27 protein-coding genes and 1 tRNA gene are annotated in these 26,720 nt (G+C 66.7%); 12 read left to right on the top strand and 16 right to left on the bottom strand.

Annotation, left to right across the window (positions count from 1 at the left end; translation table 11 throughout):
• Positions 1 to 23: 23 nt before the first annotated feature.
• From ACTJLF_RS07335 to ACTJLF_RS07315, 5 genes are all read left to right on the top strand, one after another.
• Entirely contained in the window at positions 24 to 2,564 is a 2,541-nt protein-coding gene (locus ACTJLF_RS07335; RefSeq protein ID WP_019653146.1) for a PAS domain-containing sensor histidine kinase, read from the top strand.
• Positions 2,561 to 3,193 (top strand): response regulator transcription factor, encoded by a 633-nt coding sequence (locus ACTJLF_RS07330; protein WP_012747279.1) that lies wholly within the window; start codon positions 2,561 to 2,563, stop codon positions 3,191 to 3,193. Before ACTJLF_RS07335 ends, ACTJLF_RS07330 begins: the two co-directional genes overlap by 4 nt.
• 79 nt (positions 3,194 to 3,272) lie before the next feature.
• Complete coding sequence (gene folD, locus ACTJLF_RS07325) at positions 3,273 to 4,124, top strand: bifunctional methylenetetrahydrofolate dehydrogenase/methenyltetrahydrofolate cyclohydrolase FolD (RefSeq protein WP_093201637.1); 852 nt, start codon at positions 3,273 to 3,275, stop codon at positions 4,122 to 4,124.
• A gap of 128 nt (positions 4,125 to 4,252) precedes the next feature.
• A complete protein-coding gene (locus ACTJLF_RS07320) occupies positions 4,253 to 6,301 on the top strand; it encodes a M3 family metallopeptidase (protein ID WP_440882763.1) in 2,049 nt (682 codons plus the stop codon).
• 30 nt (positions 6,302 to 6,331) lie between these two features.
• Entirely contained in the window at positions 6,332 to 6,991 is a 660-nt protein-coding gene (locus tag ACTJLF_RS07315) for a glutaredoxin family protein (RefSeq protein ID WP_026346232.1), read from the top strand.
• 25 nt (positions 6,992 to 7,016) lie between these two features.
• Here ACTJLF_RS07315 and rpiA read toward each other — a convergent pair whose 3' ends face one another.
• Complete coding sequence (rpiA, locus tag ACTJLF_RS07310) at positions 7,017 to 7,730, bottom strand: ribose-5-phosphate isomerase RpiA (RefSeq protein ID WP_019653150.1); 714 nt, start codon at positions 7,728 to 7,730, stop codon at positions 7,017 to 7,019.
• A 40-nt stretch (positions 7,731 to 7,770) separates the two neighbouring features.
• Here rpiA and ACTJLF_RS07305 point away from each other — a divergent pair, with 40 nt between their 5' ends.
• Entirely contained in the window at positions 7,771 to 8,856 is a 1,086-nt protein-coding gene (locus ACTJLF_RS07305) for a quinone-dependent dihydroorotate dehydrogenase (RefSeq protein ID WP_440882762.1), read from the top strand.
• A 21-nt stretch (positions 8,857 to 8,877) separates the two neighbouring features.
• Here the strand turns inward: ACTJLF_RS07305 and ACTJLF_RS07300 are convergent, their stop codons facing one another.
• The 4 genes from ACTJLF_RS07300 to ACTJLF_RS07285 form a co-directional block, all read right to left on the bottom strand.
• A complete protein-coding gene (locus ACTJLF_RS07300; protein WP_440882761.1) occupies positions 8,878 to 9,591 on the bottom strand; it encodes a phage holin family protein in 714 nt (237 codons plus the stop codon).
• Positions 9,592 to 9,651: 60 nt separating this feature from the next.
• A complete protein-coding gene (locus ACTJLF_RS07295; RefSeq protein ID WP_019653153.1) occupies positions 9,652 to 9,948 on the bottom strand; it encodes a glycine zipper domain-containing protein in 297 nt (98 codons plus the stop codon).
• 158 nt (positions 9,949 to 10,106) lie between these two features.
• The gene (locus tag ACTJLF_RS07290) at positions 10,107 to 11,210 is read right to left on the bottom strand and encodes an NAD(P)/FAD-dependent oxidoreductase (protein WP_126184352.1); all 1,104 of its coding nucleotides are present in this window, start codon (positions 11,208 to 11,210) and stop codon (positions 10,107 to 10,109) included.
• A gap of 46 nt (positions 11,211 to 11,256) precedes the next feature.
• Entirely contained in the window at positions 11,257 to 11,379 is a 123-nt protein-coding gene (locus tag ACTJLF_RS07285) for a hypothetical protein (RefSeq protein ID WP_019653155.1), read from the bottom strand.
• A gap of 273 nt (positions 11,380 to 11,652) precedes the next feature.
• Between ACTJLF_RS07285 and ACTJLF_RS07280 the strand changes: the two genes are divergently transcribed.
• The gene (locus tag ACTJLF_RS07280) at positions 11,653 to 12,255 is read left to right on the top strand and encodes a peptidoglycan recognition protein family protein (RefSeq protein WP_440882760.1); all 603 of its coding nucleotides are present in this window, start codon (positions 11,653 to 11,655) and stop codon (positions 12,253 to 12,255) included.
• Complete coding sequence (locus tag ACTJLF_RS07275; protein ID WP_354408043.1) at positions 12,246 to 12,629, top strand: hypothetical protein; 384 nt, start codon at positions 12,246 to 12,248, stop codon at positions 12,627 to 12,629. The genes ACTJLF_RS07280 and ACTJLF_RS07275 overlap by 10 nt, the downstream gene beginning before the upstream one ends.
• 85 nt (positions 12,630 to 12,714) lie before the next feature.
• Here ACTJLF_RS07275 and ACTJLF_RS07270 read toward each other — a convergent pair.
• From ACTJLF_RS07270 to uvrB, 10 genes are all read right to left on the bottom strand, one after another.
• Positions 12,715 to 12,789 (bottom strand) — tRNA-Val (locus tag ACTJLF_RS07270).
• Between the two features lie 87 nt (positions 12,790 to 12,876).
• Positions 12,877 to 13,593: a DNA polymerase III subunit epsilon gene (gene dnaQ, locus ACTJLF_RS07265; RefSeq protein WP_019653158.1), complete on the bottom strand. Its 717-nt coding sequence runs from the start codon at positions 13,591 to 13,593 to the stop codon at positions 12,877 to 12,879.
• A gap of 16 nt (positions 13,594 to 13,609) precedes the next feature.
• Positions 13,610 to 13,948 (bottom strand): ISC system 2Fe-2S type ferredoxin, encoded by a 339-nt coding sequence (gene fdx / locus ACTJLF_RS07260; protein WP_019653159.1) that lies wholly within the window; start codon positions 13,946 to 13,948, stop codon positions 13,610 to 13,612.
• 9 nt (positions 13,949 to 13,957) lie between these two features.
• Positions 13,958 to 15,820, bottom strand: a complete 1,863-nt coding sequence (gene hscA / locus ACTJLF_RS07255) for a Fe-S protein assembly chaperone HscA (RefSeq protein ID WP_440882759.1) — start codon at positions 15,818 to 15,820, stop codon at positions 13,958 to 13,960.
• Between the two features lie 4 nt (positions 15,821 to 15,824).
• Positions 15,825 to 16,343 (bottom strand): Fe-S protein assembly co-chaperone HscB, encoded by a 519-nt coding sequence (gene hscB, locus ACTJLF_RS07250; RefSeq protein ID WP_440882758.1) that lies wholly within the window; start codon positions 16,341 to 16,343, stop codon positions 15,825 to 15,827.
• Between the two features lie 68 nt (positions 16,344 to 16,411).
• Positions 16,412 to 16,735 carry an iron-sulfur cluster assembly protein IscA gene (gene iscA, locus ACTJLF_RS07245; protein WP_026346233.1) on the bottom strand — a complete coding sequence of 108 codons (324 nt, stop codon included), beginning with the start codon at positions 16,733 to 16,735 and terminating at the stop codon, positions 16,412 to 16,414.
• Position 16,736: 1 nt separating this feature from the next.
• Positions 16,737 to 17,159 (bottom strand): Fe-S cluster assembly scaffold IscU, encoded by a 423-nt coding sequence (gene iscU / locus ACTJLF_RS07240; RefSeq protein WP_440882757.1) that lies wholly within the window; start codon positions 17,157 to 17,159, stop codon positions 16,737 to 16,739.
• Positions 17,160 to 17,224: 65 nt separating this feature from the next.
• Positions 17,225 to 18,445 (bottom strand): IscS subfamily cysteine desulfurase, encoded by a 1,221-nt coding sequence (locus ACTJLF_RS07235; protein WP_126184356.1) that lies wholly within the window; start codon positions 18,443 to 18,445, stop codon positions 17,225 to 17,227.
• A 91-nt stretch (positions 18,446 to 18,536) separates the two neighbouring features.
• A complete protein-coding gene (gene iscR / locus ACTJLF_RS07230; RefSeq protein ID WP_007828186.1) occupies positions 18,537 to 19,073 on the bottom strand; it encodes a Fe-S cluster assembly transcriptional regulator IscR in 537 nt (178 codons plus the stop codon).
• Positions 19,074 to 19,307: 234 nt separating this feature from the next.
• Positions 19,308 to 21,425 carry an excinuclease ABC subunit UvrB gene (gene uvrB / locus ACTJLF_RS07225; protein ID WP_126184357.1) on the bottom strand — a complete coding sequence of 706 codons (2,118 nt, stop codon included), beginning with the start codon at positions 21,423 to 21,425 and terminating at the stop codon, positions 19,308 to 19,310.
• Between the two features lie 105 nt (positions 21,426 to 21,530).
• On the opposite strand from uvrB, the gene ACTJLF_RS07220 reads away from it, so the two are divergent.
• The 4 genes from ACTJLF_RS07220 to ACTJLF_RS07205 all read left to right on the top strand — a co-directional run bounded on the left by ACTJLF_RS07220 (position 21,531) and on the right by ACTJLF_RS07205 (position 25,592).
• Entirely contained in the window at positions 21,531 to 22,727 is a 1,197-nt protein-coding gene (locus ACTJLF_RS07220; protein ID WP_126184358.1) for an amino acid aminotransferase, read from the top strand.
• A gap of 158 nt (positions 22,728 to 22,885) precedes the next feature.
• Positions 22,886 to 24,292 carry a polyhydroxyalkanoate depolymerase gene (locus ACTJLF_RS07215; protein WP_126184359.1) on the top strand — a complete coding sequence of 469 codons (1,407 nt, stop codon included), beginning with the start codon at positions 22,886 to 22,888 and terminating at the stop codon, positions 24,290 to 24,292.
• Between the two features lie 29 nt (positions 24,293 to 24,321).
• The gene (locus ACTJLF_RS07210) at positions 24,322 to 24,957 is read left to right on the top strand and encodes an RnfABCDGE type electron transport complex subunit B (RefSeq protein ID WP_145759112.1); all 636 of its coding nucleotides are present in this window, start codon (positions 24,322 to 24,324) and stop codon (positions 24,955 to 24,957) included.
• Positions 24,954 to 25,592, top strand: a complete 639-nt coding sequence (locus ACTJLF_RS07205) for a LysE family translocator (protein WP_440882756.1) — start codon at positions 24,954 to 24,956, stop codon at positions 25,590 to 25,592. The genes ACTJLF_RS07210 and ACTJLF_RS07205 overlap by 4 nt, the downstream gene beginning before the upstream one ends.
• 110 nt (positions 25,593 to 25,702) lie before the next feature.
• Here the strand turns inward: ACTJLF_RS07205 and yedA are convergent, their stop codons facing one another.
• Positions 25,703 to 26,614, bottom strand: a complete 912-nt coding sequence (gene yedA, locus ACTJLF_RS07200; protein ID WP_440882755.1) for a drug/metabolite exporter YedA — start codon at positions 26,612 to 26,614, stop codon at positions 25,703 to 25,705.
• Positions 26,615 to 26,720: the final 106 nt, after the last annotated feature.

The raw sequence follows: 26,720 nt of genomic DNA, 5'->3' as shown, positions 1-26,720 counted from the left end.
GGGGCAAGCCTAGAATCCGCCCCATGCCTCTCTCCTCCCCGCTGGCGGTTGCCCGCAGTGCCGTGAACGCCTCGCCGCTGTCCTGGTGGCGCAGGTGGTGGCGACGCCAGACCCCGGTGCTGCAGGACGCGGTCGCCATGCTCGCTCCGATGGCGGCCGTGCTACTGTTCCTTGCCGCCATCGTTTCCGCCTTCTGGTACCTGCGCACCGAGGAAGTCGAGCGCGAGCAGGAATCGGTGCGCCGCGACGTCGAATACGCGCAGCAGCGCATGCGTCTGCGGCTGCTGGAGCGACAGGAGCAGCTGATGCGCATCGCGCGCGACGCCTCCAACCGCGAGATCGACCCGATCGAATTCACCAGCCGCGCCGAGTCGCTGGTGAGCCAGTTCCCCGAACTGCAGACCATCACCTGGATCGACGACCGCCGCCGCTTCAAGGCCGGCTATGCAGCGCCCAGCGTGCATCCGGCGCAGCAGCACCTGATCGGCGACGTGCTGCGCCCCGGCGACATCGAGAGCAACTACGCCCTGGCCCGCGAGCTGCGCCAGCCGGTCTTCTCGCAGCCCGTGGCAGGCGGCGACCCGCCAGCGATGCTTCAGCTGCACATCCCCCTTTTCGACCAGGGCCTGTTCGCGGGCGTCGTGCTTGGCGAGTTCTCGGTCGACGGGCTGCTGCGCTACGGCATGCCTTCCGAGGTGCAGGCGCGCTATGCGGTGTCGCTGCTCGACGCCAAGGGCCACGTGATCGCCGGCAACACCGCCAACCTGAAGGAAAGCGGCACGCGCCTGTTGCCCTGGTCCGAGCGCACCAACGAATATGAAGTGCCGGTGTCGCCGGTGGGCAATGCGCTGGTGCTGCGGGCACAGGCCTACCGCACCTCGCAGGGCGTGGTCGGCAACGGGCTCTTCTGGCTGGTCTGCGCGCTGAGCGTGCTCACGAGCTGGATGCTGATCGGCACCTGGCGCCACACGCGCCGGCGGCTGCAGGCGCAGCAGCGTCTGGTGGCCGAGACCAACTTCCGCCGGGCGATGGAGAACTCCATGCTCACCGGCATGCGCGTGCTCGACCTGCAGGGCCGCATCACCTACGTCAACGCCGCCTTCTGCGCGATGACCGGCTGGAGCGAGGAAGAACTGGTCGGCCAGTCGCCTCCCTTCCCCTACTGGCTCGAATCCGACCGCGAGGTGATGAACGAGAGGCTCGAGGAAGAACTGCACGGCCGCGCGCTGCCCGGCGGCTTCCAGGTGCGGGTGAAGCGCAAGAACGGCAGCGTGTTCAATGCCCGCCTGTACGTCTCTCCGCTGATCGACGCCCGCGGCCACCAGACCGGCTGGATGACGTCGATGACCGACATCACCGAGCCCACGCGCATCCGCGAGCAGCTCTCGGCCTCCTACGAGCGCTTCACCACGGTGCTGGAGGCGCTCGACGCGGCCGTGTCGGTGGCCCCCATCGGCAGCGAGGAGCTGCTGTTCGCCAACAAGCTGTACCGCCTCTGGTTCGGCTCCGACACCGTGGGCCACCTGGGCATGGTGGCGCAGGCGGGTGTGCCTGCGTCGAACGCGCACGACGAGGGTCTGGACGACGTGGACCCCTACGCCGGCCTGCCGATCGACACCCTCACCGCCGCACAGACCGCCAACAACGAGATCTTCGTGCCCCACCTGGGCAAGTGGCTCGAGGTGCGCTCGCGCTACCTGACCTGGGTGGACGGCCGGCTCGCGCAGCTCGTGATCGCCACCGACATCACGCCGCGCCGCGACGCCGAGGAACAGGCCGCCGCGCAGGCCGACAAGGCCCAGGCCGCCAGCCGCCTCATCACCATGGGCGAGATGGCCTCCAGCGTGGCGCACGAGCTCAACCAGCCGCTGACCGCCATCACCAACTACTGCAACGGGATGATGTCGCGCATCAAGGGCCAGTCGATCGACAACGAGGCCCTGCTGGCCGCGCTCGAGAAGACGTCGAAGCAGGCCCAGCGCGCGGGCCAGATCATCCAGCGCATCCGCTCCTTCGTGAAGCGCAGCGAGCCCAACCGCACGCCGGCCGACGTGGCCACCATGGTGAGCGAGGCGGTCGAGCTCGCGGGCATCGAACTGCGCCGGCGCAACGTGCGCCTGAACCACTACGTGGCGGCGCGGCTGCCGGTGGTTCGGGTCGACCCGATCCTCATCGAGCAGGTGATGGTCAACCTGCTGAAGAACGCGGCCGAATCCATCGACCTCGCCGACCGGCCGCTGGCGCGCCGCAGCGTGGAGCTGCGCGTGCTGCCCAAGGTGATCGAGGGCCACAACGCGATCGAGTTCTCGGTGCAGGACACCGGCAAGGGCCTAGCGCCCGAGGTGATGGACCGTCTGTACGAGGCCTTCTTCTCCACCAAGCCCGAGGGCATGGGCATCGGCCTGAACCTGTGCCGCACCATCGTCGAGTCGCACCGCGGCCGGATGCAGGCGGAGAACATCTACAATGGCCCGGATGTGATCGGATGCCGTTTTTCCTTCTGGATTCCGGTGTTGGACGCTATCAGTTCCGTAGCTAGCGACGAGGCAAAGGTACCTGCATGAGTTTGATTCCGAAGAAGGGCACGGTCTATGTCGTCGACGACGACGAAGCCGTACGCGATTCGCTGCAATGGCTGCTCGAAGGCAAGGACTACAGAGTCCGCTGCTTCGATTCCGCCGAATCCTTTCTCTCCCGATACGACCCGCGCGAAGTCGCCTGTCTGATCGTCGACATCCGCATGGCCGGCATGACCGGCCTCGAGCTGCAGGACCGGCTGATCGAACGACGCTCCCCGCTGCCCATCGTGGTCATCACCGGCCACGGCGACGTGCCGATGGCCGTCGACAGCATGAAGAAGGGCGCGATGGACTTCATCCAGAAGCCCTTCAACGACGAGGAACTCGTCACGCTGGTCGAGCGCATGCTCGAGCATGCGCGCGGCGCCTTCACGCAGCACCAGCAGTCGGCCAGCCGCGACGCGCTCCTGTCCAAGCTCACGGGCCGCGAGGCGCAGGTGCTCGAGCGCATCGTCGCCGGCCGCCTGAACAAGCAGATCGCCGACGACCTTGGCATCAGCATCAAGACGGTCGAGGCGCACCGCGCCAACATCATGGAAAAGCTCAACGCCAACACCGTGGCCGATCTGCTCAAGATCGCGCTGGGTCAGGCGGCGCCAGCAGCCAAGGCCTAGAAGCAGCTATCCGCCCGATAGCGACGAATGACCCCCACGCCTGCGAAAGCGGGCGTTTTTACTTGGAAAATCGAAACCGATGACCGCCCAACTGATCGACGGCAACGCCCTCGCCAAAACCATCCGCGCCGAGGTGTCCGGCCGCACCGCCGCACTCAAGGCCCGTGGCGTGAACCCGGCCCTCTCCATCATCCTCGTGGGCGAAGACCCGGCCAGCCAGGTCTACACCAAGCACAAGGTCAACGACAGCGCGCAGACCGGCCTCGACGCCACGCTCGAGACCTACCCCGCCGACATGAGCGAGGCCGACCTGCTGGCCCGCATCCGCACCCTCAACGACGACCCGAAGGTGCACGGCATCCTGGTGCAGCTGCCGCTGCCCAAGCACATGGACAGCCAGAAGGTCATCGAGACCATCTCGCCGGCCAAGGACGTCGACGGCTTCCACGTCGCCAGCGCGGGCGCGCTCATGACCGGCGCCCCCGGCTTCTGGCCCTGCACGCCGCACGGCTGCATGAAGATGCTCGAATCGATCGGCTACGACCTGCGCGGCAAGCATGCCGTGGTCATCGGCCGCAGCAACATCGTCGGCAAGCCGATGGCCATGATGCTGCTCGCCAAGAGCGCCACCGTGACCATCTGCCACAGCGCCACCAAGGACCTGGGCGCCATCACGCGCCAGGCCGACGTGATCGTCGCGGCGGTGGGCAAGCTCGACCTGCTGACCGCCGACATGGTCAAGCCCGGCGCGGTCGTCATCGACGTGGGCATGAACCGCAAGGCCGACGGCAAGCTCGCCGGCGACGTCGACTTCGATGGCGTCAAGGAAGTGGCCGGCTGGATCACGCCCGTGCCGGGCGGCGTCGGCCCCATGACGCGCGCGATGCTTCTGGTCAACACCCTTGAAGCTGCAGAGCGCGCCGCAAGATAAGAACCACATCGTTGCTTGCTCAATTCGTGTAGCCGCCTCCCCCTCAAAGGGCGCCACCGGCGGCCCGGCGAAGCCGGCTCCGTGGTGGCTCCCGCAATGGTCTCGTCAGCTCGAACAGGATTTTTCCAATGACCAACCCGCTCCTCGATTTCACCGATCTCCCGCTGTTCGACCGAGTCAAGCCCGAGCACGTCGCACCAGCCGTCGACGCCCTGCTGGCCGACGCCGAGGCTGCGCTGCAGACCGTGACGGCACCGGATTTCCCCGCTGACTGGAACGCGATCTCCAAGGTGCTCGACGTGGCATCCGAGCGCTTCAGCCGCGCCTGGGGCGCAGTCGGCCATCTCAACGCCGTGGCCGACACGCCCGAACTGCGCGCCGCCTACAACGAGGCCATGCCGCGCGTTACCGCCTTCTGGACCCGCCTGGGCTCCGACGAGCGCCTGTACGCCAAGTACAAGGCCATCGACGTCACCTCGCTCAATGCCGAGCAGCGCCAGGCACACAGCAACGCGGTGCGCAACTTCGTGCTGGGCGGCGCCGAGCTGCAGGGCGAGGCCAAGAAGCGCTTCGCCGACATCCAGGAGCGCCTGGCCGAGCTGAGCCAGAAGTTCAGCGAGAACGCGCTCGATGCCACCGATGCCTTCGCCTACTACGCCACGCTCGGCGAGCTCGAAGGCGTGCCCGAGGACGTGGTGAGCGCCGCGCGCGCGGCCGCCGAGGCCGACGGCAAGGAAGGCTACAAGCTGACGCTGAAGATGCCGTGCTACCTGCCGGTGATGCAGTTCGCAAAGAGCAGCGCGCTGCGCGAGAAGCTCTACCGTGCCTACGTCACGCGCGCCAGTGAGTTCGGCGACGCGGCCTTCGACAACACCGCGCTCATCACCGAGATCCTCGCGCTGCGCGAGGAAGAAGCCAGGCTGCTGGGCTACCGGAACTACGGCGAGCTGTCTGTGGTTCCGAAGATGGCCGAATCGCCCGAGCAGGTCGTGAAGTTCCTGCGCGACCTCGCGGCCAAGGCCAAGCCCTTCGGCGAACGCGACCTGGCCGACCTGCGCGTCTTCGCTGCAGAGCAATTGGGCATCACCGACCCGCAACCCTGGGACTGGAGCTACATCGGCGAGAAGCTCAAGGAAGCGCGCTACGCCTTCAGCGAGCAGGAGGTGAAGCAGTATTTCCCGGCACCGAAGGTCATGGCCGGCCTGTTCAAGATCGTCGAGACGCTGTTCGAGGTGTCCATCCGCCGCGATTCGGCGCCCACCTGGCACCCGAGCGTGGAGTTCTATCGCATCGAACGCGCCGGCCAGAAGGTCGGCCAGTTCTATCTCGACCCGTCGGCCCGCGCCGCCAAGCGCGGCGGCGCGTGGATGGACGACGTGCGCGCCCGCTGGCTGCGCCCCGACACCGGCGTTCTGCAGACGCCCGTTGCGCAGCTGGTGTGCAACTTCGCGAGCGGTGTCGACGGCAAGCCGCCGCTGCTCACGCACGACGACGTGACCACCCTCTTCCACGAGTTCGGCCACGGCCTGCACCACATGCTCACGCAGGTGAACGAGCGCGACGTCTCGGGCATCAGCGGCGTCGAGTGGGATGCGGTCGAACTGCCGAGCCAGTTCATGGAGAACTTCTGCTGGGAGTGGGACGTGCTCAAGCACATGACCGCCCACGTCGACACCGGCGAGCCGCTGCCGCGCGCCCTCTTCGACAAGATGACCGCCGCGAAGAACTTCCAGAGCGGCCTGCAGACGCTGCGCCAGATCGAGTTCTCGCTGTTCGACATGCTGCTGCACACCGAATACCACGCCGCCACCGCCAAGCCAGGCGACGTGATGGCGCTGCTGGGCCGCGTGCGTGCCGAAGTCGCGGTGATGCCCTCGCCGCCTTTCAGCCGCACGCCGAACACGTTCAGCCACATCTTCGCGGGCGGCTATGCGGCCGGCTACTACAGCTACAAGTGGGCCGAGGTGCTCAGCGCCGACGCCTATGCCGCCTTCGAGGAAACCGTGGGTGCCGACGGCGAGCCGAACATCGAGACCGGCCGCAAATACCGCCAGGCCATCCTCGAGGCCGGCGGCAGCCGCAGTGCCATGGACTCGTTCAAGGCCTTCCGTGGCCGCGAGCCCCAGCTTGATGCGCTGCTGCGACATCAGGGCATGGCCGAGCCCCAGCCGGCTTGATGCATCGCTGAAGCTTGCGATACTCGGGCGATGCATACGATTTACAAAATCTCACCATTGCATCGCCTGACCGGCCTTGCCCTCGTGCTCGTTGCCGCGGGCGCGATGGCGCAACCCATCTACCGCCAGGTGGACAAGAACGGCAAGGTCACTTTCTCCGACCGCGCCCCAAGCGCAAGCACCGAGCCGGCGCCGGCCGGCCAGCCGGGCTCCGCCCCGCCCTCCACCGCCAACACCTCGGGCCTGCCGTATGAACTGCGCCTGGTCTCGCAGCGCTATCCCGTCACCCTCTACAGCGGGGACGAATGCGGCCCCTGCGGGGCGGCGCGCACGCTGCTCACGACGCGCGGCATCCCGTTCGAGGAACGCACCGTCAAGAGCAACGCGGACGTCGAAGCCCTGCAGCGCCTGAGCAACCAGAATGCGTTGCCGCTGCTGACGATCGGTTCGCAGCAGCTCAAGGGCTTCTCGGACGTGGAATGGTCGCAGTACCTCGACGCGGCCGGCTATCCCAAGAGCAACAGCCTGCCCGCGGGCTACCGCAACGGCCCGGTCCGGCCGCTGGTGGCGCAGCAGGCGACGCCGGCGCCTCGCGCAGCCGAAGCGCCCGCACCTGCCGCGCAGCCCGTGGCGCCGCCGCCAGCATCGAGCGAGCCGACACCGAGTAACCCGGCCGGCATCAAGTTCTAGGCCGCCGATGGGCCTGGGCAGGACCTCAGGCCCCGAATTCCATCGTCTTCACACCGGCCGCGGTGCCCAGCAGGCACACGTCGGCCTTCTGATGCGCGAAGACGCCGACCGTCACCACGCCCGGCCATTGGCTCACGGTCGATTCGAAGCCCAGCGGATCGGTGATGCGCAGCCCCGTCACGTCGACGATGTGCTGGCCGTTGTCGGTGACCAGCGGCAGACCGTCCTTCTCGCGCACCTGGGCGATGCCGCCCATGGCTGCGAACTGGCGCATCACGCGCTGCGCGGCCATCGGGATCACCTCCACCGGCAGCGGGAACGCGCCCAGCACCTCCACCAGCTTGGACTCGTCTGCGATGCAGACGAACTTGCGCGACTGCGCCGCGACGATCTTCTCGCGCGTGAGCGCGGCGCCGCCGCCCTTGACCATGAAGCCGCGGTGATCGATCTCGTCGGCGCCGTCGATGTAGACCGACAGTTCCTCCACCTCGTTGCTGTCGAACACCGGAATGCCCAGCGCGCGCAGGCGTTCGGTCGAGGCGACGGAGCTGGAGACGGCGCCCTTGATCTCGTCCTTGATGGTGGCCAGCGCATCGATGAACTTGTTCACCGTCGAGCCGGTGCCCACGCCCACGATTTCGCCTCTGGCGACATAGGCCAGCGCGGCACGGCCGACCTGGGCCTTGAGTTCATCCTGGGAAAGCGGTTGGGAGGAGGTTGGGGAGGCGGGTGCGGTCATCACGGACAATCCTTGGCTCATTGAAGCCCTGAATTATCCGATGCCCCTGCTGATGCCCTCCTCGCTCTACGGCCTGGCCCGCCCCTTCCTGTTCGGCTTCGATCCCGAACATGCCCATGAAATCACGCTGGACGGGCTGGCGCGCACCCAGAACACCCCCCTGGCCTGCGCCTACTCGGCACCGCGCGTCGACGACCCGGCCCAGCTCGCCGGCCTGACTTTCCCGAACCGCGTGGGCCTGGCGGCCGGCCTGGACAAGAACGCCCGCTGCATCGACGCCTTCTCCGCCATGGGCTTTGGCTTCGTCGAAGTCGGCACGGTGACGCCGAAGGCCCAGCCCGGCAACCCCAAGCCGCGCATGTTCCGCCTGCCGCAGCGCGAGGCGCTGATCAACCGGCTCGGCTTCAACAACGAGGGGCTGGACGCCTTCCTGGCGAATGTGCAGAAGGCGCGTTTCCGCAAGAACGGCAGTGGAACGAAGCCGCCGATGCTGCTGGGCCTGAACATCGGCAAGAACGCCGCCACGCCGATCGAACGAGCGGTCGACGACTACCTGGCCTGCCTCGACGGCGTGTACCCGCACGCCGACTACGTGACGATCAACATCTCGAGCCCCAACACCGCCAACCTGCGTTCGCTGCAGAGCGACGAAGCACTCGACGCCCTGCTAGGCGCGGTGGCCGAGCGGCGCGAAACGCTGGCCACGCGCCATGGCGGCAAGCGCTCGCCGCTCTTCGTGAAGATCGCGCCCGACCTCGACGAAGCGCAGGTCGCGGTGATCGCCGCCACCCTCAAGCGCCACGGCATGGACGGCGTGATCGCCACCAACACCACGCTGGCGCGCGATGCGGTCAAGGGACTGCCCCACGCAGAGGAAGCGGGCGGGCTCTCGGGCGCGCCGGTGCGCGAGGCGAGCAACCGCGTGATCGCTCAGCTGCGCGCGGCACTGGGCGCGGACTTTCCGATCATCGGCGTGGGGGGAATCCTCAGCGGAGCCGACGCCAGGGCGAAGATCGCAGCAGGTGCGGACGTGGTGCAGATCTACACCGGCCTGATCTACCGCGGCCCGGCGCTGGTCCGCGAAGCGGCCCAGGCGCTGCTGCGCGATCGTGGCAGCAAGGCCTGAGCGCCTTCTCTTCGCGGTCTCTCAGCGCATGCGCCAGAGCACTGGCGCAATGACCGCGGCCCAGCGCAGCAGGCGCCTAGGCCGGACCACCACCACGGCGGCCGCAGCGGCCACGCCCGTGGCCACCGGATGCGCCCGGGCGATGCGCAGTGCGGCGGCAGCAGCCGACTCATTGGGCGGCGGGGCCTCCGCCTCGTCCGCCGGCTGGGTCTCGCGTCCGCCCTGCATCGTCTGGATGCGCTGGCGCTGGATCTCCATGCGGGCCAGCAGTTCTTCGCGCGTGGCCGGACGGCGGACGCGGCGCGGTGCCTCCTCGTCCTCCCCCGGATCCTTGCCAAGGCCGAAACGCTCCCGGGCCCAGGCCCAGTCACGCTCGAATTCCTGGCGAGCGGGCACGAAGCTGTTGGACGCGTTGCGCAGCGTCAGCAGCAGGCCGACGATGGCGGCGAGCCAGAGCACGATCCACACGCCGGCCACCGACCAGGCGGCGGTGACACGGTGAGGCGTGTCCCAGAAGTTCACCACCACCGCCACGGACAGCAAGGCCACCGTGACAGTGGTCAGCCCCAGCACGGCCAACCCGAGAAGAAGCATCAGCTTGAGCCGCTGCTTCTCGTCCTCCCAGGCCATGCGCAGCAGTTGCACCCGGTCCTCGGCCGCCAGGGCGCCCTCGGCCGCGGCGATGCGCAGCCGGCGGATGCGGCCGTTTAGTCCGAACAGGGAGAGCAGCCTCATCGGCTGGCTCCGGTCATGCCCGGGTGAACGGAAGTACTGCTGCTGCCGTACGCTCCCAGGTCAGCGGCGGCCAAGCAGCAGGCCCACCAGCACGCCGACAGCCAGTGCGGCACCGGCGATCTGCCATGGTTCGTCGTGGGCGTAGGCGTTGGCGGAGCTGGCCGCTTCGCGGGCCTTCTTGGCGGCGAGCTTGCTCTTCTCGGCCGCGAGTTCGCGTGCGATAGCCAGCTTGGTGTCGATGCGCTGGCGCAGCGCCTTGATGTGGGGAACCGAATCCAGCTCCTTGCTTGCCAGCACGCCGCGCACGTCGCTTGCAATGTCCTCGGCAGCTGCTTCAAGATTTTTGGATGCACTCATTGGAAACTTTCCTCCGTGATGACACCGGCACCGCGCCGGCGGCTTCGCGCCAGCAAGTGGCGTGCTGTCATGTTACAGGCTCGAAAGGCCCTCGGGCGCTACAGATGTGCAGACTTTGTCGCACGATGGGTATCGTCTGACATCCGAAGCCTCCTCGATCACGCTCCGGCCAGCATGCTGGCGACGTGTCGCCCGATGGCCAGGCTGCTCGTGAGGCCCGGCGACTCGATGCCGAAGAGGTTCACCAGCCCCTGCACGCCGTGCGACGCAGGCCCGTCGATCATGAAGTCGGCTGCCGGCTCGCCAGGTCCGGAAATCTTGGGACGCATGCCCGCATAGCCCGGTATGAGCGCCCCGTCCGGCAATGCGGGCCAGTACTTGCGAACCTCGGCATAGAAACCCTCGCCGCGCAAGGGATCCACCACCAGGTCGTCGGGCGAGGCCACCCATTGGACGTCGGGCCCGAACTTGGCCTGGCCACCCAGGTCGATCGTAAGATGAACGCCCAGCCCGCCCGGCTCGGGCACCGGGTAGACGAGGCGGCTGAAAGGCGCACGGCCCGACAGGGTGAAGTAGTTGCCCTTGGCGAAGTACTCCTTCGGTACCGACGATGCCGGCAGGCCCTCGAAGCGCCGGGCCAGTGCAGGAGCGCCCAGTCCCGCCGCATTGACCACGCTGCGGCAACGCAGCACGGTGCCGTCTTCCGCCGTCAGCACGATCGCGCCATCGCCGCACTCGGCGCGCGTGATGGGCGACTTCAGCGCCAGCATGCCGCCAGCGTTCTCCAGGTCGCCCAGCAGGCTCAGCATGAGTGCGTGGCTGTCGACGATGCCGGTGCTCGGCGAATGGAGCGCCGCGACGCAATGCAGTTGCGGCTCCATGGCAATGGCCTGCTGCGCCGTGAGCAGGACCAGATCGTCCACGCCGTTGGCAGCCGCCTTCTTCTGGATGGCTTCGAGCTGCGCCGCCTGCTCCGGAGAGGTCGCCACGATCAGCTTGCCGCAGCGCTGGTGCGGCACGCCGCGCTCGGCCGCATAGGCATACAGCATCTGCTTGCCCTCCACGCAGAGTCTCGCCTTGAGCGAACCCTGGGGATAGTAGATGCCGGCATGAATGACCTCGCTGTTGCGCGAACTCGTTCCCGTGCCGATGGCACCTTCGGACTCGAGCACCAGCACCTCCCGGCCCGCGAGCGCCAACGCGCGTGCGACAGCCAGCCCAACCACACCACCGCCGATGACGGCGCAATCTATTTCGTCCATCGCGCGAGCTTAGCGCGGCTCGCACCGGCAGCGGCGCGCCGCGGGCTCACAGCACCGAGGGCGGCGGCTCGGGATCGGTCGGCTCGTCGGGCTGCTTTTCTGGCCCTTCGTCGGGCTCTACGGGCAGATCCGGTGCGACAGGCGGCGGAATGTCGGGATGAGTGGCCATGGCAGTGCTCCTTTCACTCAGGTTCTAAGCCTCGCGGGAGAAAAGATCGACAGCACTCGGCTGCACTTGCCGTCGGCGCGTGCCGACAGTGGAGATCGAGGCTTCATGTCATGGTCATGACTGCGCTGCCGCAGTGTCGCTCGAGGGCAGCGTTACTACTTCCTGCGACTTGGGCATCGACTGCGGATGTGTTGTACTGCCTCGCGCTGCCGGCGCCTTCGGCAGACAAGCGTCATCGCACCGGCCATCGCGTCATTTTCTTCAGGGAGAAAAATGTCCACCATCGATGCAAACGGGATGCTGATCGACCCCAAGGTAATCCTCCGAAGATCGCCAGGAATCGAACACGGCACCCTCTCCGGCGTGGCCGCCATCGTGGTCCACCAGACCGATTCGCCCACTGCCGAATCCAGCCTCAACGGCTACCAGGTGGGCGGCAACGGCGCCCACTTCCTCATCGACAAGAACGGCCAGATCTACCAGACGGCGAGCGTCCTCGCGCGCTGCTACCACGTCGGCAAGCTCATCAAGTCGAAGTGCCTGACCATCGACAGGAGCACCTGCGACACGGGCGCCATGGCCAGGATGCTGGCGATGTCTTGGGTCAGCCAGATCAACGCGATCGACGCGCACGAGCGCGCGAAGCCCTACCCGGACCGCTATCCGGTGAACGGCGATTCGATCGGCATCGAGCTGGTCGGCATGCACATCGACGACAGGAACTACGAGGCCGTGACCGCGGCGCAGAACACTTCGCTTCAATGGCTCATCGACGTGCTGTACGCGCAGTTCAACCTCAAGCCGGAGGATGTCTACAGGCACCCGACGGTGTCGTACAAGAACCCTGGCGAAGCGAGCTCGGCGATATGGAAGTGAGACTCCGTGCTCTGGGGCTCGCGGTGGGCACGATGCTCCTCGCATCCTGCGCGACGACGCGCGACCCCGCGTTCAGCAACATCTACGTCGCCGACTTCCACTCGGACTCGCCGGCCACCTGCCGCAGCTCGGACGTGCCGCGCAACCACGGGCAAGCGCGGAAGTTCTTCTCGAAAGCCCGCGAGGTCGACTACAAGACGCTGCACGACAACTACGAACTGGCGCCCTGCTATGCAGAAGGCACGCTGCTGCGCCAGGGCAAGTCGTGCGACTGGCAGATCCGAGCGGGCGCGACGGGCTCGGTGCAATGCGGCGAGCAGAAGATGTACTTCGCGTGCGACGACTGCGGCGACCTGCTCGGCGACACGAAGTAGCCAGACGAGGCACGGAGAACAGCCCGCTGCGCGTTGGGCGCACAAAACAAAAAAGCGACCTGGAAATCCAGGTCGCTTTTTGATTTGGTGGGCGGTGGAGGCTTCGAACCTCCGACCCCAGCAGTGTGAATGCTGTGCTCTACCCCTGAGCTAACCGCCCTCGGCACCGCTGCTTTTTGCCTCAGTGCCTAGAAAACGTATCGCGTTCTGCGAAGCCTCAGATTATGCCATAGCTTTTCAGCTGCTTTCAAGAAACTGCAATGTTTTCGCGAAACAGCGTTCGGCCACCGCTGGATTTGTCGAGTTGGGCCAGTACGGCCTCGTGCGCGGTCAGCTCGTGCTCGGCCGCCATGATCACCGGCAGTTCGAACTGGCTCAGGTCGACGGCAACGACGGTCGTCCCCTGCACGGGCTCCGCGGCCGCCACGTCGATGAGCAGCGCATCCTGTCCGCGCGTGAGGTTGATGTAGACGTCCGCCAGCAGCTGGGCGTCGAGCTTGGCGCCGTGGAAGGTGCGGTTGGAGCGGTCGACGCCGAAGCGGTCGCACAGCGCGTCGAGCGAATTGCGCTTGCCCGGGTACACCTGCTTGGCCATCGCCAGCGTGTCGGTCACTTCGCTGACGAAGGTGCGCAGCGGCGGCAGGCCCACGCGCTCGAACTCCTTGTTGAGGAAACCGACGTCGAACGCCGCGTTGTGGATGATGATCTCGGCGTCGCGCAGGTACTCGACGATGTCGTTGGCCAGCGTGCCGAACTTCGGCTTGTCGCGCAGGAAGTCGGTCGTCAGGCCGTGGACCTTGAGCGCGTCCTCGTGGCTCTCGCGCTCCGGGTTGAAATAGATGTGCAGGTCGTTGCCGGTGAGCTTTCGGTTGAACAGCTCCACGCAGCCGAGCTCGATGATGCGATCGCCGTTCTCGGCGGAAAGGCCGGTGGTTTCGGTGTCGAGGACGATCTGGCGACTCATGTGCTCTCCCTGCTCATCAGTGGTTTTCCTTGGCGTGGTTGATCGAGTACTTCGGGATCTCGATCGTCACATTCTCCTGCGCAAGGATCGCCTGGCAACTCAGGCGCGACTGCGGCTCCAGGCCCCAGGCGCGGTCGAGCAGGTCTTCCTCGCCCTCTTCCGCCTCGTTCAGCGAGTTGAAGCCCTCGCGCACGATCACGTGGCAGGTGGTGCAGGCGCAGCTCATCTCGCAGGCGTGCTCGATGTCGATGTGGTTGTCGAGCAGCGCCTCGCAGATCGAGGTGCCGGCGGGCGCGGTGATTTCTGCGCCTTCGGGGCAGTACTCGGGATGCGGGTAGATCTTGATCGTGGGCATGTCGTTGTTCTAGAGAGATTCGACCTTGCGCCCGGCAAGCGCGCGCGCGATGCCCGCGTTCATGCGCTGTGCGGCGAAGGCTTCCGTGTCGTCGGCCAGCTTCTTGGTCGCTGCCTCGATGGCGGCGGCCTCGCTGCCGCCCTTGGCGGCTTCGCGCAACTGGGCCATCGATGCGTCGATGGCCGCGCGCTCCTCGTCGCTCAGCAGGTCGCCATCGGCATCGAGCGCGCTCTGCGTGGCCAGCAGCATGCGATCAGCATCGACGCGCGCCTCGACCAGTGCGCGGGCCTGCATGTCCTGCTGCGCAGTGGAGAAGCTCTCCTGCAGCATGGTCGCGATCTGGTCGTCCGACAGGCCGTACGAGGGCTTGACCGCCACGCTGGCCTCGACGCCGCTGGTCTGCTCCTTCGCGCTCACGCTCAGCAGGCCGTCGGCGTCGACCGTGAAGGTCACGCGGATGCGCGCCGCACCGGCGGCCATCGGCGGAATGCCGCGCAGCGTGAAGCGCGCGAGGCTTCGGCAGTCGGTCACCAGGTCGCGCTCGCCCTGCACCACGTGCAGCGCCAGTGCGGTCTGGCCGTCCTGGTAGGTGGTGAAGTCCTGCGCCATCGCGGTCGGGATGGTCTGGTTGCGAGGCACGATGCGCTCGACGAGCCCGCCCATGGTCTCGATGCCGAGCGACAGCGGGATCACGTCGAGCAGCAGCAGTTCGCCCGCACCGTTGTTGCCGGCGAGCTGGTTGGCCTGGATGGCGGCGCCCAGCGCCACGACTTCGTCAGGGTTCAGGTTCACCAGCGGCTCGCGGCCGAAGAAATCGGCCACCGCGCGGCGAACCTGCGGCATGCGCGTGGAGCCGCCGACCAGAACGATGCCCTTCAGTTCTTCCGCCTTGAGCTTCGCGTCGCGCAGCGCCTTTCGCACGGCAGCAATGGTGCGATCGGTGAGCGCTTGGGTGGTCGAGTAGAACTGCTCGCGCGTGACGTCGAGCGAAACCGTCTTGCCTGCGACTTCGGCCTTGAACACGACCGTCTCCGAATCGGTCAGCGCCTCTTTCGCGGCACGGGCGGCCACGAGCAGCGCGGCCTTGTCGGCGTCGCTGGCGGCTTGCACGCCCGTCTGCGCAAGCACGAAATCCGTCAGCGCATGGTCGTAGTCGTCGCCGCCGAGGGCCGAGTCGCCGCCGGTGGCGATCACCTCGAACACGCCCTGCGTGAGACGCAGGATCGAGATGTCGAAGGTGCCGCCGCCCAAGTCGTACACCGCGTAGACGCCTTCGCTCGCGTTGTCCAGGCCGTAGGCGATGGCCGCGGCCGTCGGCTCGCTGATCAGGCGCAGCACGTTGAGGCCGGCGAGCTGCGCGGCGTCCTTGGTCGCCTGGCGCTGGCCTTCGTCGAAGTACGCCGGCACGGTGATGACGGCGCCGTAGAGCTCGTCGTCGAAGGTGTCTTCCGCGCGGAAGCGCAGCGTGGCAAGGATCTCGGCACTGATCTCGACCGGCGACTTCTCGCCCGCGAGCGTCTGCACCTTGACCATGCCGCCGTCGCCGCTGCCGATGCGGTACGACATCGACTCACGGTTCGCGATGTCGGCCAGCCCGCGGCCCATCAGGCGCTTCACAGAGGTGATGGTGTTGGCCGGGTCCTGCGCGCGCGCAGCCAGCGCGTCGTACCCGATCTGGCGGCGATCGCCTTCGAGGTAGCGCACCGCCGAAGGCAGCAGCAGGCGTCCCTGGTCGTCGGGCAGGCATTCGGCCACGCCGTTGCGCACCGAGGCGACCAGCGAGTGCGTGGTGCCCAGGTCGATGCCGACTGCGATGCGGCGCTGATGCGGATCGGGCGCCTGGCCGGGTTCTGAAATCTGGAGAAGAGCCATGCGTCTATTGTCCCAACTGATCGAACTTGGCTTCGACGTCCTGCGCGAAGCGCTCAATGAACATGAGGGCTCTCACCTGCTTGGCTGCGGCGGGGTAATCGCCCTTCTCGTCGATGAGCCAGTCGAGCGACGACAGCGCCTTCGCGCGGCCGGCCTCCACCTCCGCATGGAGCTTTTCGAGCGAAGCGATGTCAGCCACCTCGTCGAGCGACTCGCGCCATTCCATCTGCTGCATCAGGAACTCGGGCGGCATTGCCGTGTTGTTCTCGGCGTCGAGCGGCGCGCCGTTCAGCTCGCAGATGTAGCTGGCGCGCCGGATCGGGTCCTTCAGCCGCTGGTAGGCCTCGTTGATGCGCACCGACCACTGCATGGCCACGCGCTGCGCCGCAGCGCCCTGCGCGGCGAAGCGGTCCGGGTGGGCCTTGCGCTGCAGTTCCTTCCAGCGCGCGTCGAGCACCTCGCGTTCCTGCGCGAAGGTCGCCGGGACGGCGAACAGTTGAAAGTCGGTGTCGTTCAGGTTCATGGCAAGAAAAAACCGCCAGCACATGACGTGTTGGCGGCCGTGGTCGCAGTCAGCGACGGCGCATCAGCTCAGATGCGGAAGCTTTCCCCGCAGCCGCAGCGGTCGCGTTCGTTGGGGTTGTTGAACTTGAAGCCCTCGTTCAGGCCCTCGCGTACGAAGTCGAGCTGCGTACCGTCGATATAGGCAAGGCTCTTCGGATCGACGAGCACCTTCACGCCGTGGTCTTCGAAGACCACGTCCTCCGGCGCCAGTTCGTCCACGTACTCGAGCTTGTAGGCCAGGCCCGAGCAACCCGTGGTCTTCACGCCCAGCCGCACACCCACCCCCTTGCCCCTCTTGCCGAGGTAGCGGGTGACGTGTCGGGCAGCGGCTTCAGTCAGCGTGACGGCCATGTCAGTGGACAGCTTCGGCAGCGGCACTGGTTTCGGTCTTCGCGCCGTGCTTGGCCTTGTAGTCGTTCACCGCTGCCTTGATGGCGTCTTCGGCCAGGATGGAGCAGTGGATCTTCACCGGCGGCAGTGCCAGTTCTTCGGCGATCTGCGCGTTCTTGAGCGCAGCCGCTTCGTCGAGCGTCTTGCCCTTGACCCATTCGGTCACGAGCGACGACGAGGCGATGGCCGAGCCGCAGCCGTAGGTCTTGAAGCGTGCGTCTTCGATCACGCCGGTTTCGGGGTTGACCTTGATCTGCAGCTTCATCACGTCGCCGCAGGCCGGTGCGCCGACCATGCCGGTGCCGACGGAGTCGTCGCCCTTTTCGAAGGAGCCGACGTTGCGCGGGTTCTCGTAGTGGTCGATGACCTTGGAAGAATATGCCATGGTGTACCTCTCAAACTTTGTTCAATCGTGGTGCCTGGTGCGGGCCTGACCTGTCGTTTCCCGGGTCAGTGGGCCGACCACTGGATCGTGCTGATGTCGACGCCGTCCTGGAACATCTCCCACAGGGGGCTCAGCTCGCGCAGCTTGGCAACGTTGTGCTTGATGGTCGAAATGGCGTAGTCGATTTCTTCTTCGGTCGTGAAGCGGCCGATGGTCATGCGCAGGCTGCTGTGGGCCAGCTCGTCGCTGCGGCCCAGGGCGCGCAGCACGTAGCTGGGCTCGAGGCTGGCCGAGGTGCAGGCCGAACCCGACGACACCGCCAAGCCCTTGATGCCCATGATCAGCGACTCGCCCTCGACGTAGTTGAAGCTCATGTTCAGGTTGTGCGGCACGCGGTGTTCGAGGTCGCCGTTGATGAACACCTGCTCGATGTCCTTCAGGCCGTCGAGCAGGCGCTTCTGCAGGCGGCGCGCGTGTTCGATGTCCTTGTGCATCTCCAGCTTGGCGATGCGGTAGGCCTCGCCCATGCCGACGATCTGGTGCGTGGGCAGCGTGCCCGAGCGCATGCCGCGCTCATGGCCACCACCGTGCATCTGCGCTTCCAGGCGCACGCGCGGCTTGCGTCGCACGAACAGCGCGCCGATGCCCTTGGGGCCATAGGTCTTGTGCGAAGCCAGGCTCATCAGGTCGATGGGCAGCTTCGTGACGTCGATGTCGATCTTGCCGGTGGCCTGGGCAGCGTCGACGTGGAAGACGATGCCCTTCTCGCGGCAGATGTTGCCGATGGAGACCACATCCTGGATCACGCCGATTTCGTTGTTCACGAAGAGCACGCTGACCAAGATGGTGTCGGGACGGATCGCCGCCTTGAACTTCTCCAGGTCGACGAGCCCGTTTTCCTCGACGTCGAGGTAGGTGACCTCGAAGCCCTGGCGCTCCAGTTCGCGCATGGTGTCGAGCACGGCCTTGTGCTCGGTCTTCAGGGTGATGAGGTGCTTGCCCTTGCCCTTGTAGAAATTGGCCGCGCCCTTGAGGGCGAGGTTGATCGACTCCGTGGCGCCCGAGGTCCAGACGATCTCGCGCGGGTCGGCGTTGATCAGCTCCGCCACCTGGCCGCGCGCCTTCTCGACCGCCTCTTCAGCCTCCCAGCCCCATGCGTGGCTGCGCGACGCCGGGTTGCCGAAGTGCTCGCGCAACCAGGGAATCATGGCGTCGACCACACGAGGGTCGACCGGCGTGGTCGCGCCGTAATCGAGATAGATCGGGAAATGAGGAGTTACGTCCATGGCTGGCTCGTGCTGGCGTGGGGGTTGTTCTTTGATCTGGGCTGCTCAGGCTGGCGCCCGAAGGCGCCGCCGGGACTCTGACTCGGCGCTATCAGGACTTGGCGAAAGCGTTCCCGAGCGCGAACACCGAATTCGGCGCGTTCACGCGAATCGGCTTGACCACCGGCTGCGCGGAGATCGCGCGCTTGACGACCGGCTTGTTCTCGATCTGCACGCCCTTGGCGATCTGGTCGTCGACCAGCTTCTGCAGCGTGACGGAGTCGAGGAACTCGACCATGCGCTGGTTCAGCGAGGCCCAGAGCTCGTGGGTCATGCAACGGCCGGCTTCGCCGAGGCAGTTTTCCTTGCCGCCGCACTGGGTGGCGTCGATGGGTTCGTCGACGGAAACGATGATGTCGGCCACGGTGATGTCCGCGGCCTTGCGGCCGAGACTGTAGCCGCCGCCGGGGCCACGGGTCGACTCGACCAGCTCGTGGCGGCGCAGCTTGCCGAACAGCTGTTCGAGGTACGACAGCGAGATCTGCTGCCGCTGGCTGATCGCGGCCAGCGTGACCGGACCGGTGTTCTGACGCAACGCCAGATCGATCATGGCTGTGACCGCAAAACGGCCTTTGGTAGTGAGACGCATCGCAAGCTCCTTCAAGTGCTTACCGTTGAAACGACACCTTGGTCCAGGACCGCGGTGACTTCGTCTCCGCCCTGCCCGACCCTTGACGCTGGTGAACCAGTCGGTAGGAGTCGGTCCTTCATCGCGAAGTTCTTCTGGTTGTTGTTGAGTATTTCGCTCAAGTATAACAGAAGGCCCCGAGGTCTGCTCGGGTAAACCCCAGCGCGGCCCGATCCGGGCTTGAAGACGTTCGCGCTACTTCCCGATGCTGACGATGTTGTCGCCGCCGGAAGCCCCGAAAGCCTGCTCCCGAAGCAGGGCCAGCTGGTCGCGGACGCGGGCCGCCTTCTCGAACTCGAGATTGCGGGCGTGCTCCAGCATCTGCTTTTCGAGCCGCTTGATCTCCCGGGAGATGTCCTTCTCGCTCATGTCCTCGACCTTGGCGCGTTCCAGGTCGAGCTTGGCGGCCTCCTTGCCGCTCTTTTCGCTGTAGACGCCGTCGATCAGGTCGCGCACCTGCTTGACGATGCTGCGCGGCGTGATGCCGTTGGCCTCGTTGTACGCGATCTGGCGGGCGCGGCGGCGTTCGGTTTCGTCGATGGCCTTCTTCATCGAGTCGGTCATCCTGTCGGCGTAGAGGATCGCCTTGCCGTTCAGGTTCCGCGCGGCGCGGCCGATGGTCTGGATCAGCGAGCGCTCCGCGCGCAGGAAGCCTTCCTTGTCGGCATCGAGGATCGCCACCAGCGACACCTCCGGAATGTCCAGCCCCTCGCGCAGCAGGTTGATGCCCACCAGCACGTCGAATGTGCCCAGCCGCAGGTCGCGCAGGATCTCCACCCGCTCCACCGTATCGACGTCGCTGTGCAGGTAGCGCACCTTCACGCCGTTGTCGCCCAGGTAGTCGGTCAACTGCTCGGCCATGCGCTTGGTCAGCGTGGTGATCAGCACCCGCTCGTTCTTCTCGACGCGCGTGCGTATCTCGCCCAGCACGTCGTCGACCTGGTGGGTGGCGGGACGCACCTCGACCTCGGGGTCGATCAGACCGGTAGGCCGCACCAGCTGCTCAACCACGTTGCCGGCATGGTCCTTCTCGTACTGCGCCGGCGTGGCCGACACGAAGATGCACTGCCGCACGCGGGCCTCGAACTCCTCCAGCTTGAGCGGCCGGTTGTCCAGGGCGCTCGGCAGGCGGAAGCCGTACTCGACCAGCGTGAGCTTGCGCGCGCGGTCGCCGTTGTACATGCCGCCGAGCTGGCCGACCATCTGGTGGCTCTCGTCGAGGAACATCAGGGCGTCCTTCGGCAGATAGTCGGTCAGCGTGGGGGGCGGGTCGCCCGGGGCGGCGCCCGAAAGGTGCCGCGTGTAGTTCTCGATGCCCTTGCAGTGACCGATTTCCGACAGCATCTCCAGGTCGAAGCGCGTGCGCTGCTCCAGCCGCTGCGCCTCCACCAGCTTGCCGGCGCCGACCAGTTCCTTGAGCCGCTCGGCCAGTTCGATCTTGATGGTCTCCACCGCCGCCAGCACCTTGTCGCGCGGCGTCACGTAGTGGCTCGACGGGTACACGGTGAAGCGCGGGACCTTCTGCCGGATGCGCCCGGTCAGCGGGTCGAAGAGCTGCAGCGACTCGATCTCGTCGTCGAACAGCTCGAATCGGATCGCCAGCTCGCTGTGCTCGGCCGGAAACACGTCGATGGTGTCTCCGCGCACCCGGAACGTGCCGCGCGCGAAGTCCTGCTCGTTGCGCGTGTACTGCATGCGGATCAGCTGCGAGATGAGGTCGCGCTGGCCGACCTTGTCGCCGACGCGGGCAATCAGCCGCATCTCCATGTAGTCCTCGGGGGTACCGATGCCGTAGATCGCGCTCACCGTGGCCACGATGACCGTGTCGCGCCGCTCCAGCACGCTCTTAGTGGCCGACAGGCGCATCTGCTCGATGTGCTCGTTGATCGACGAGTCCTTCTCGATGAACAGGTCGCGCTGCGGCACGTAGGCCTCGGGCTGGTAGTAGTCGTAGTAGCTGACGAAGTACTCCACGGCGTTCTTGGGGAAGAACTCGCGGAACTCGCTGTACAGCTGCGCCGCCAGTGTCTTGTTGGGCGCGAACACGATGGCGGGACGGCCCATGCGGGCGATCACATTGGCCATGGTGAAGGTCTTGCCCGAGCCGGTCACGCCCAGCAGGGTCTGGAACGACTCGCCGTCCTTCACGCCCTCCACCAGCCCCTCGATGGCCGCGGGCTGGTCGCCGGCAGGCGGATAGGGCTGGTAGAGCTCGAAGGGCGAGCCGGGAAATTTGACGAATTCGCCCTGTTTCGCCGGCCCGATCGGGTCGAGTTTCTTCAGGTCTGCTATGGCTTCGTTGTTCTCTGGCATGGCTGTTCCCGACAGGTGGCGCTCGCGCCGGTAAAATTCAAGGCAACCGGAAAGCATAAAGCCTCATCCGGTTGCAGCGCAGCTTTCATCCCAAAGGACCTTTCCATGTCTATGTTCACCGCGGTCGAAATGGCACCGCGCGACCCGATCCTCGGCCTCAACGAACAATTCGCAGCCGACACCAACCCCAACAAGGTCAATCTCGGCGTCGGCGTCTATTACGACGACAACGGCAAGCTGCCCCTGCTGCAGTGCGTGCAGGCGGCCGAGCAGAACATGATGAAAGCGCCCACCGCGCGCGGCTACCTCCCCATCGACGGCATCGCCGCCTACGACAACGCCGTCAAGGCGCTGGTCTTCGGTGCCGACAGCGAGCCCGTCACCTCCGGCCGCGTCGCCACCATCCAGGCCATCGGCGGCACGGGTGGCCTGAAGGTCGGCGCCGACTTCCTGAAGAAGCTCAACCCCAACGCCAAGGTGCTGATCAGCGACCCGAGCTGGGAAAACCACCGCGCGCTCTTCACCAACGCCGGCTTCGAAGTCGAGAGCTACCCCTACTACGACGCCGCCAAGCGCGGCATCAACTTCGACGGCATGCTGGCCGCGCTCAACGCAGCTCCCGCCGGCACCATCGTCGTGCTGCACGCCTGCTGCCACAACCCGACCGGCTACGACATCACCCCGGCCCAGTGGGACCAGGTGGTCGCCGCCGTCAAGGCCAAGGGCCTGGTGCCCTTCCTCGACATGGCCTACCAGGGCTTCGGCTACGGCCTGAAGGAAGACGGCGCGGCCGTCGCCAAGTTCGTGGCTGCCGGCCTGACCTTCTTCGTCTCGACCTCGTTCTCCAAGAGCTTCAGTCTCTACGGCGAGCGCGTCGGCGCCCTGTCGGTGCTGTGCGAGAACAAGGAAGAAGCCGCCCGCGTGCTGTCGCAGCTCAAGATCGCCATCCGCACCAACTACAGCAACCCGCCCACGCACGGCGGCGCCGTGGTGGCCGCGGTGCTCGGCAATCCCGAGCTGCGCGCCCTCTGGGAGAAGGAACTGGGCGAGATGCGCGTGCGCATCAAGGCCATGCGCCAGGCGCTGGTCGACGGCCTGAAGGCCGCCGGCGTGAAGGAAGACATGAGCTTCATCACCACCCAGATCGGCATGTTCAGCTACTCGGGCCTCACCAAGGACCAGATGGTGCGCCTGCGCAGCGAGTTCGGCGTGTACGGCACCGACACCGGCCGCATGTGCGTGGCCGCGCTCAACAGCAAGAACATCGAGCACGTCTGCGCTTCGATCGCCAAAGTCATCTAGGTGACAGCAATGTGTGAGGGAATCCGCCACGGGCGACGATTCCTTCACACTCTTTCCCGGAAGAGCCCCGGCGGCGAGTGAATGTAGGGGTTAGGCCTCCTGCAACGCAGCGGATGCGCTGATATATTGCGCCGCAACATTCCACTCCAAGACCTCCGATGCTCTATCAACTCTACGAAGCCCAGCGTTCCCTGATGGAGCCGTTTGCGGACTTCGCACAGGCGGCCTCCAAGCTCTACAGCCCTGGTGCCGTGTGGGGCCAGCTTCCGATCTCCCAGCGCATGGCCGCGAGCTACGACCTGCTCTACCGCCTGGGCAAGGACTACGAGAAGCCCGAGTTCAACATCAAGTCGGTCAAGGTCGATGGCGCGGAAGTGGTGATCCAGGAGGTCGTCGAGTTCGACAAACCCTTCTGCGAGCTGCGCCGCTTCAAGCGCTTCACGGACGATCCGCACACCCTCAAGACGCTCAAGAGCCAGCCCGTGGTGCTGATCGTGGCGCCCCTGTCGGGCCACTACGCCACGCTGCTGCGCGACACCGTGCGCACCATGCTGCAGGATCACAAGGTCTACATCACCGACTGGAAGAACGCACGCATGGTGCCGCTCGCCGAAGGCGAGTTCCACCTCGACGACTACGTCAACTACGTGCAGGAATTCATCCGCCGCCTGCAGGCCGAATACGGCAACTGCCACGTGGTGAGCGTGTGCCAGCCGACCGTGCCGGTGCTCGCGGCCGTCTCGCTCATGGCCAGCCGCGGCGAGGCCCTGCCGCTCACCATGACGATGATGGGCGGCCCCATCGACGCTCGAAAGTCGCCCACCGCGGTGAACAACCTCGCGATGAACAAGAGCTTCGAGTGGTTCGAGAACAACGTGATCTATCGCGTGCCGCAAGGCTTCCCTGGCGAGGGCCGCAGGGTGTATCCGGGCTTCCTGCAGCACACCGGCTTCGTGGCGATGAACCCCGACCGCCACGCCAGCAGTCACTACGACTACTTCAAGAACCTGATCAAGGGCGACGACGCCAGCGCCGAGGCCCACCGCAAGTTCTACGACGAGTACAACGCCGTGCTCGACATGGACGCCGATTACTACCTCGAGACCATCCGCACGGTGTTCCAGGAGTTCGACCTGGTCAACGGCACGTGGGATGTGCGCAACCCCAAGGGCCAGCTGGAGCGCGTGCGCCCGCAGGACATCCGCTCGACCGCCCTGCTCACCGTCGAAGGCGAGCTCGACGACATCTCGGGCTCGGGCCAGACCGAGGCCGCGCACAGCCTGTGCACCGGCATCGCGAACGACAAGCGCGAGCACTACGAGGTCAAGGGCGCCGGTCACTACGGCATCTTCAGCGGCCGCCGCTGGCGCGAACTGGTCTACCCCAAGATGCTGAAGTTCATCGCCGCCAATGACCAGCCGCAAAGCCGCGCCAGCAGCCGCGGCGGCCTGGGCGCCGAAGACACCGTCAAGCCCGGGCGCAGGATTCCCGCTTCGGTCGCTGCCAAGAAGGCGCCGGCGAAGAAGACCGCCACCGTGGCAGCGAAGAAGCGCGCCGCCTCCTGAGGCGGCCGCGCATCGACGACAACAGCCAGGTGAACGGGCTCGCCGCACGCATCAACGACGCACTGCCTCAGACGCAGTGCACACGTTGCGGCTACCCGGATTGCGCAGGCTACGCGCAGGCCGTGGCCGACGGCGAGGCCGGCATCAACCAGTGCCCGCCGGGCGGCGCCGAAGGCATAGAGCGGCTCTCCCGCATCACCGGCCGCCCAGCCCTGCCCCTCGATCCCCAGTTCGGCATCGAAGGCCCGCGCGCCATGGCCGTGATCGACGAGGCCTGGTGCATCGGCTGCACGCTGTGCCTCGACGCCTGCCCCACCGACGCCATCGTGGGCATCAACAAGCGCATGCACACGGTGATCGAGGCCCATTGCACGGGCTGCGAGCTGTGCATTCCGGTCTGCCCCGTCGATTGCATCTCGCTCGAGGTCGAAACGCCGGGCCGCAGCGGCTGGCAGGCCTGGTCGGCCGAGCAGGCCGACAGCGCACGCGCCCGCTACGAGGTGCACGGCAGGCACCGCAACACCGACGCCCGCCTTGCCGAAACAGTCCCCGAAGCCGAAGCCCCCCAGGACGCCGACGCCCGCAAGCGCTCCATCGTCGAGGCCGCCCTGGCGCGCGCCCGCGCCGCCTCCCTGCAGCGACGCCCTCCCGCTGGCAAAGCATGACGCTCGACACCCTGCTGATCTACGTCGTCGCCTCGCTGGCGCTGGCCCTGATTCCCGGGCCGACGATGCTGCTGGCGCTGTCCAACGGCATCGAAGGCGGCATGCGCCGCGCGAGCTGGGGCATCGCGGGAGCGTCGCTGGGCAGCAGCACGCTGATCGCGGTCGTGGCGCTCGGGCTGGGGTCGCTGCTGGCGGCCTCCGAATGGCTCTTCAATGCCATCCGCGTGGCCGGCGTGGCCTATCTGGTTTGGCTGGGCATCAAGCTCTGGCGCAGCGAGGCGACCGACCTGCGCACCGCGCTGGCCAGGTCGCCGCTCGAAGCGCGGCCGCACGGGCGCATCGCCCTCCTGCGCAGCCTCGCGGTGGCGCTGTCGAACCCGAAGACGGTGCTGTTCTTCGCGGCCTTCCTGCCGCAGTTCGTCGACATCACGAAGCCGCAGGGCCCGCAGTACCTGCTGCTGGGCGCGGTGTTCGTCGCGCTCGACACCTGCGTGATGCTGGCCTACGCGGGCGCCGGCACGCAGGCCGTGCGGTTCCTCTCGCAGCGCGGCATCCGGCTGATGAACCGCGGCTGCGCGGCCGGCATGTGGCTGCTGGCCGCCACGCTGGCCGTGTGGCGCCGCCCCGGCTCGTAACAAGTTCTCCCCCAGGCTTCGCGCACTTCGTGTCGCTGCGCCACCCCCTTCCGGGGACAACACCTGCGGCCCGGCAAAGCCGGTTCCGCGGTGTTCCTGGCAATCCCGGTTCAACCTCTGCGCTTGAAGAGCATCAGCAGCACGCCGGCCAGCACCACGGCCACGGCGTACCACTCGAAGCGCGTGACGGCCTCGTTGGCGATCCACACGCCCAGCAGCATCGCGATCACCGGGTTGACGAAGGTGTAGCTCGCGGCCAGGGCGGCCGGCGCGCGCGCCAGCAGCACCATGTAGGCATTGAAGGCGATCAGCGAGCCGAACACCACCAGGTAGACCCAGGCGGCAAGCGCCTCGGGCCGAGGCGGCCAGCTCATGGTCTCACCCGAGACGGCCGCCAGCCCCATCAGCACCACGCCACCGCAGAGCATCTCGCTCGCGAAGCCCATCGCGCCGGGCGCGAGCGGCAGGCTGCGCTGGCTCAGCACGCTGCCCAGCGACCAGCAGGCGGTGGCGATGCAGATCGCCACCAGCCCCTCGGGCGACGCGCGGAAACCGCTGCCCTGCGTGAGCATCAGCACGCCGACGAGGCCGAGCGCGATGCCGGCTGCTTCCAGCTTCGACGGCTTCACGCCCCAGATCAGGTTGAGCAGCGCGATCAGCAGCGGAATCACCGCGATGAACGCCACCACCAGCCCCGAGCCGATCGACACCTCGGCGTAGGCCGTTCCGCCCATGCCGCCGCCCAGCATCAGCGCGCCGACGATCAGGGCGTTGCGCCACTGCGCGAGCGACGGCCACGGCGCCCCGCGCCAGCGCATCCAGGCCGCGAGCAGCACGCCCGCGAACAGGAAGCGCGAGCCCATCTGCAGGAAAGGCGGGAAGCTGATCAGCGCGTACTTGATCGCGAGGTACGTGGAGCCCCACACCAGCCACGTGGCGGCGAGGCAGAGCCACAGCAGCGGCGGCAGCCCTGGCCGGGCGGCGCCGGGCGAGGCGTGTGCGGGAGAAGCGAGGGTCGGCATCGAGGTGTCTCTTCTTGTCTTGGGTCTTGGCGCCCGATGTCGGGTTGGTCTCGGGGCGTCGATCATGGTATGAAAGCCGACCCGGCGCAGCCATGCATGTTTCATG

Origin of the sequence: Variovorax sp. 22077, assembly GCF_052044195.1 — a bacterium.
Lineage (GTDB): Bacteria > Pseudomonadota > Gammaproteobacteria > Burkholderiales > Burkholderiaceae_C > Variovorax > Variovorax atrisoli.
The sequence above is the reverse complement of the archived record's forward strand: the minus strand, read 5'-3'. Positions and strand labels throughout refer to the sequence as shown.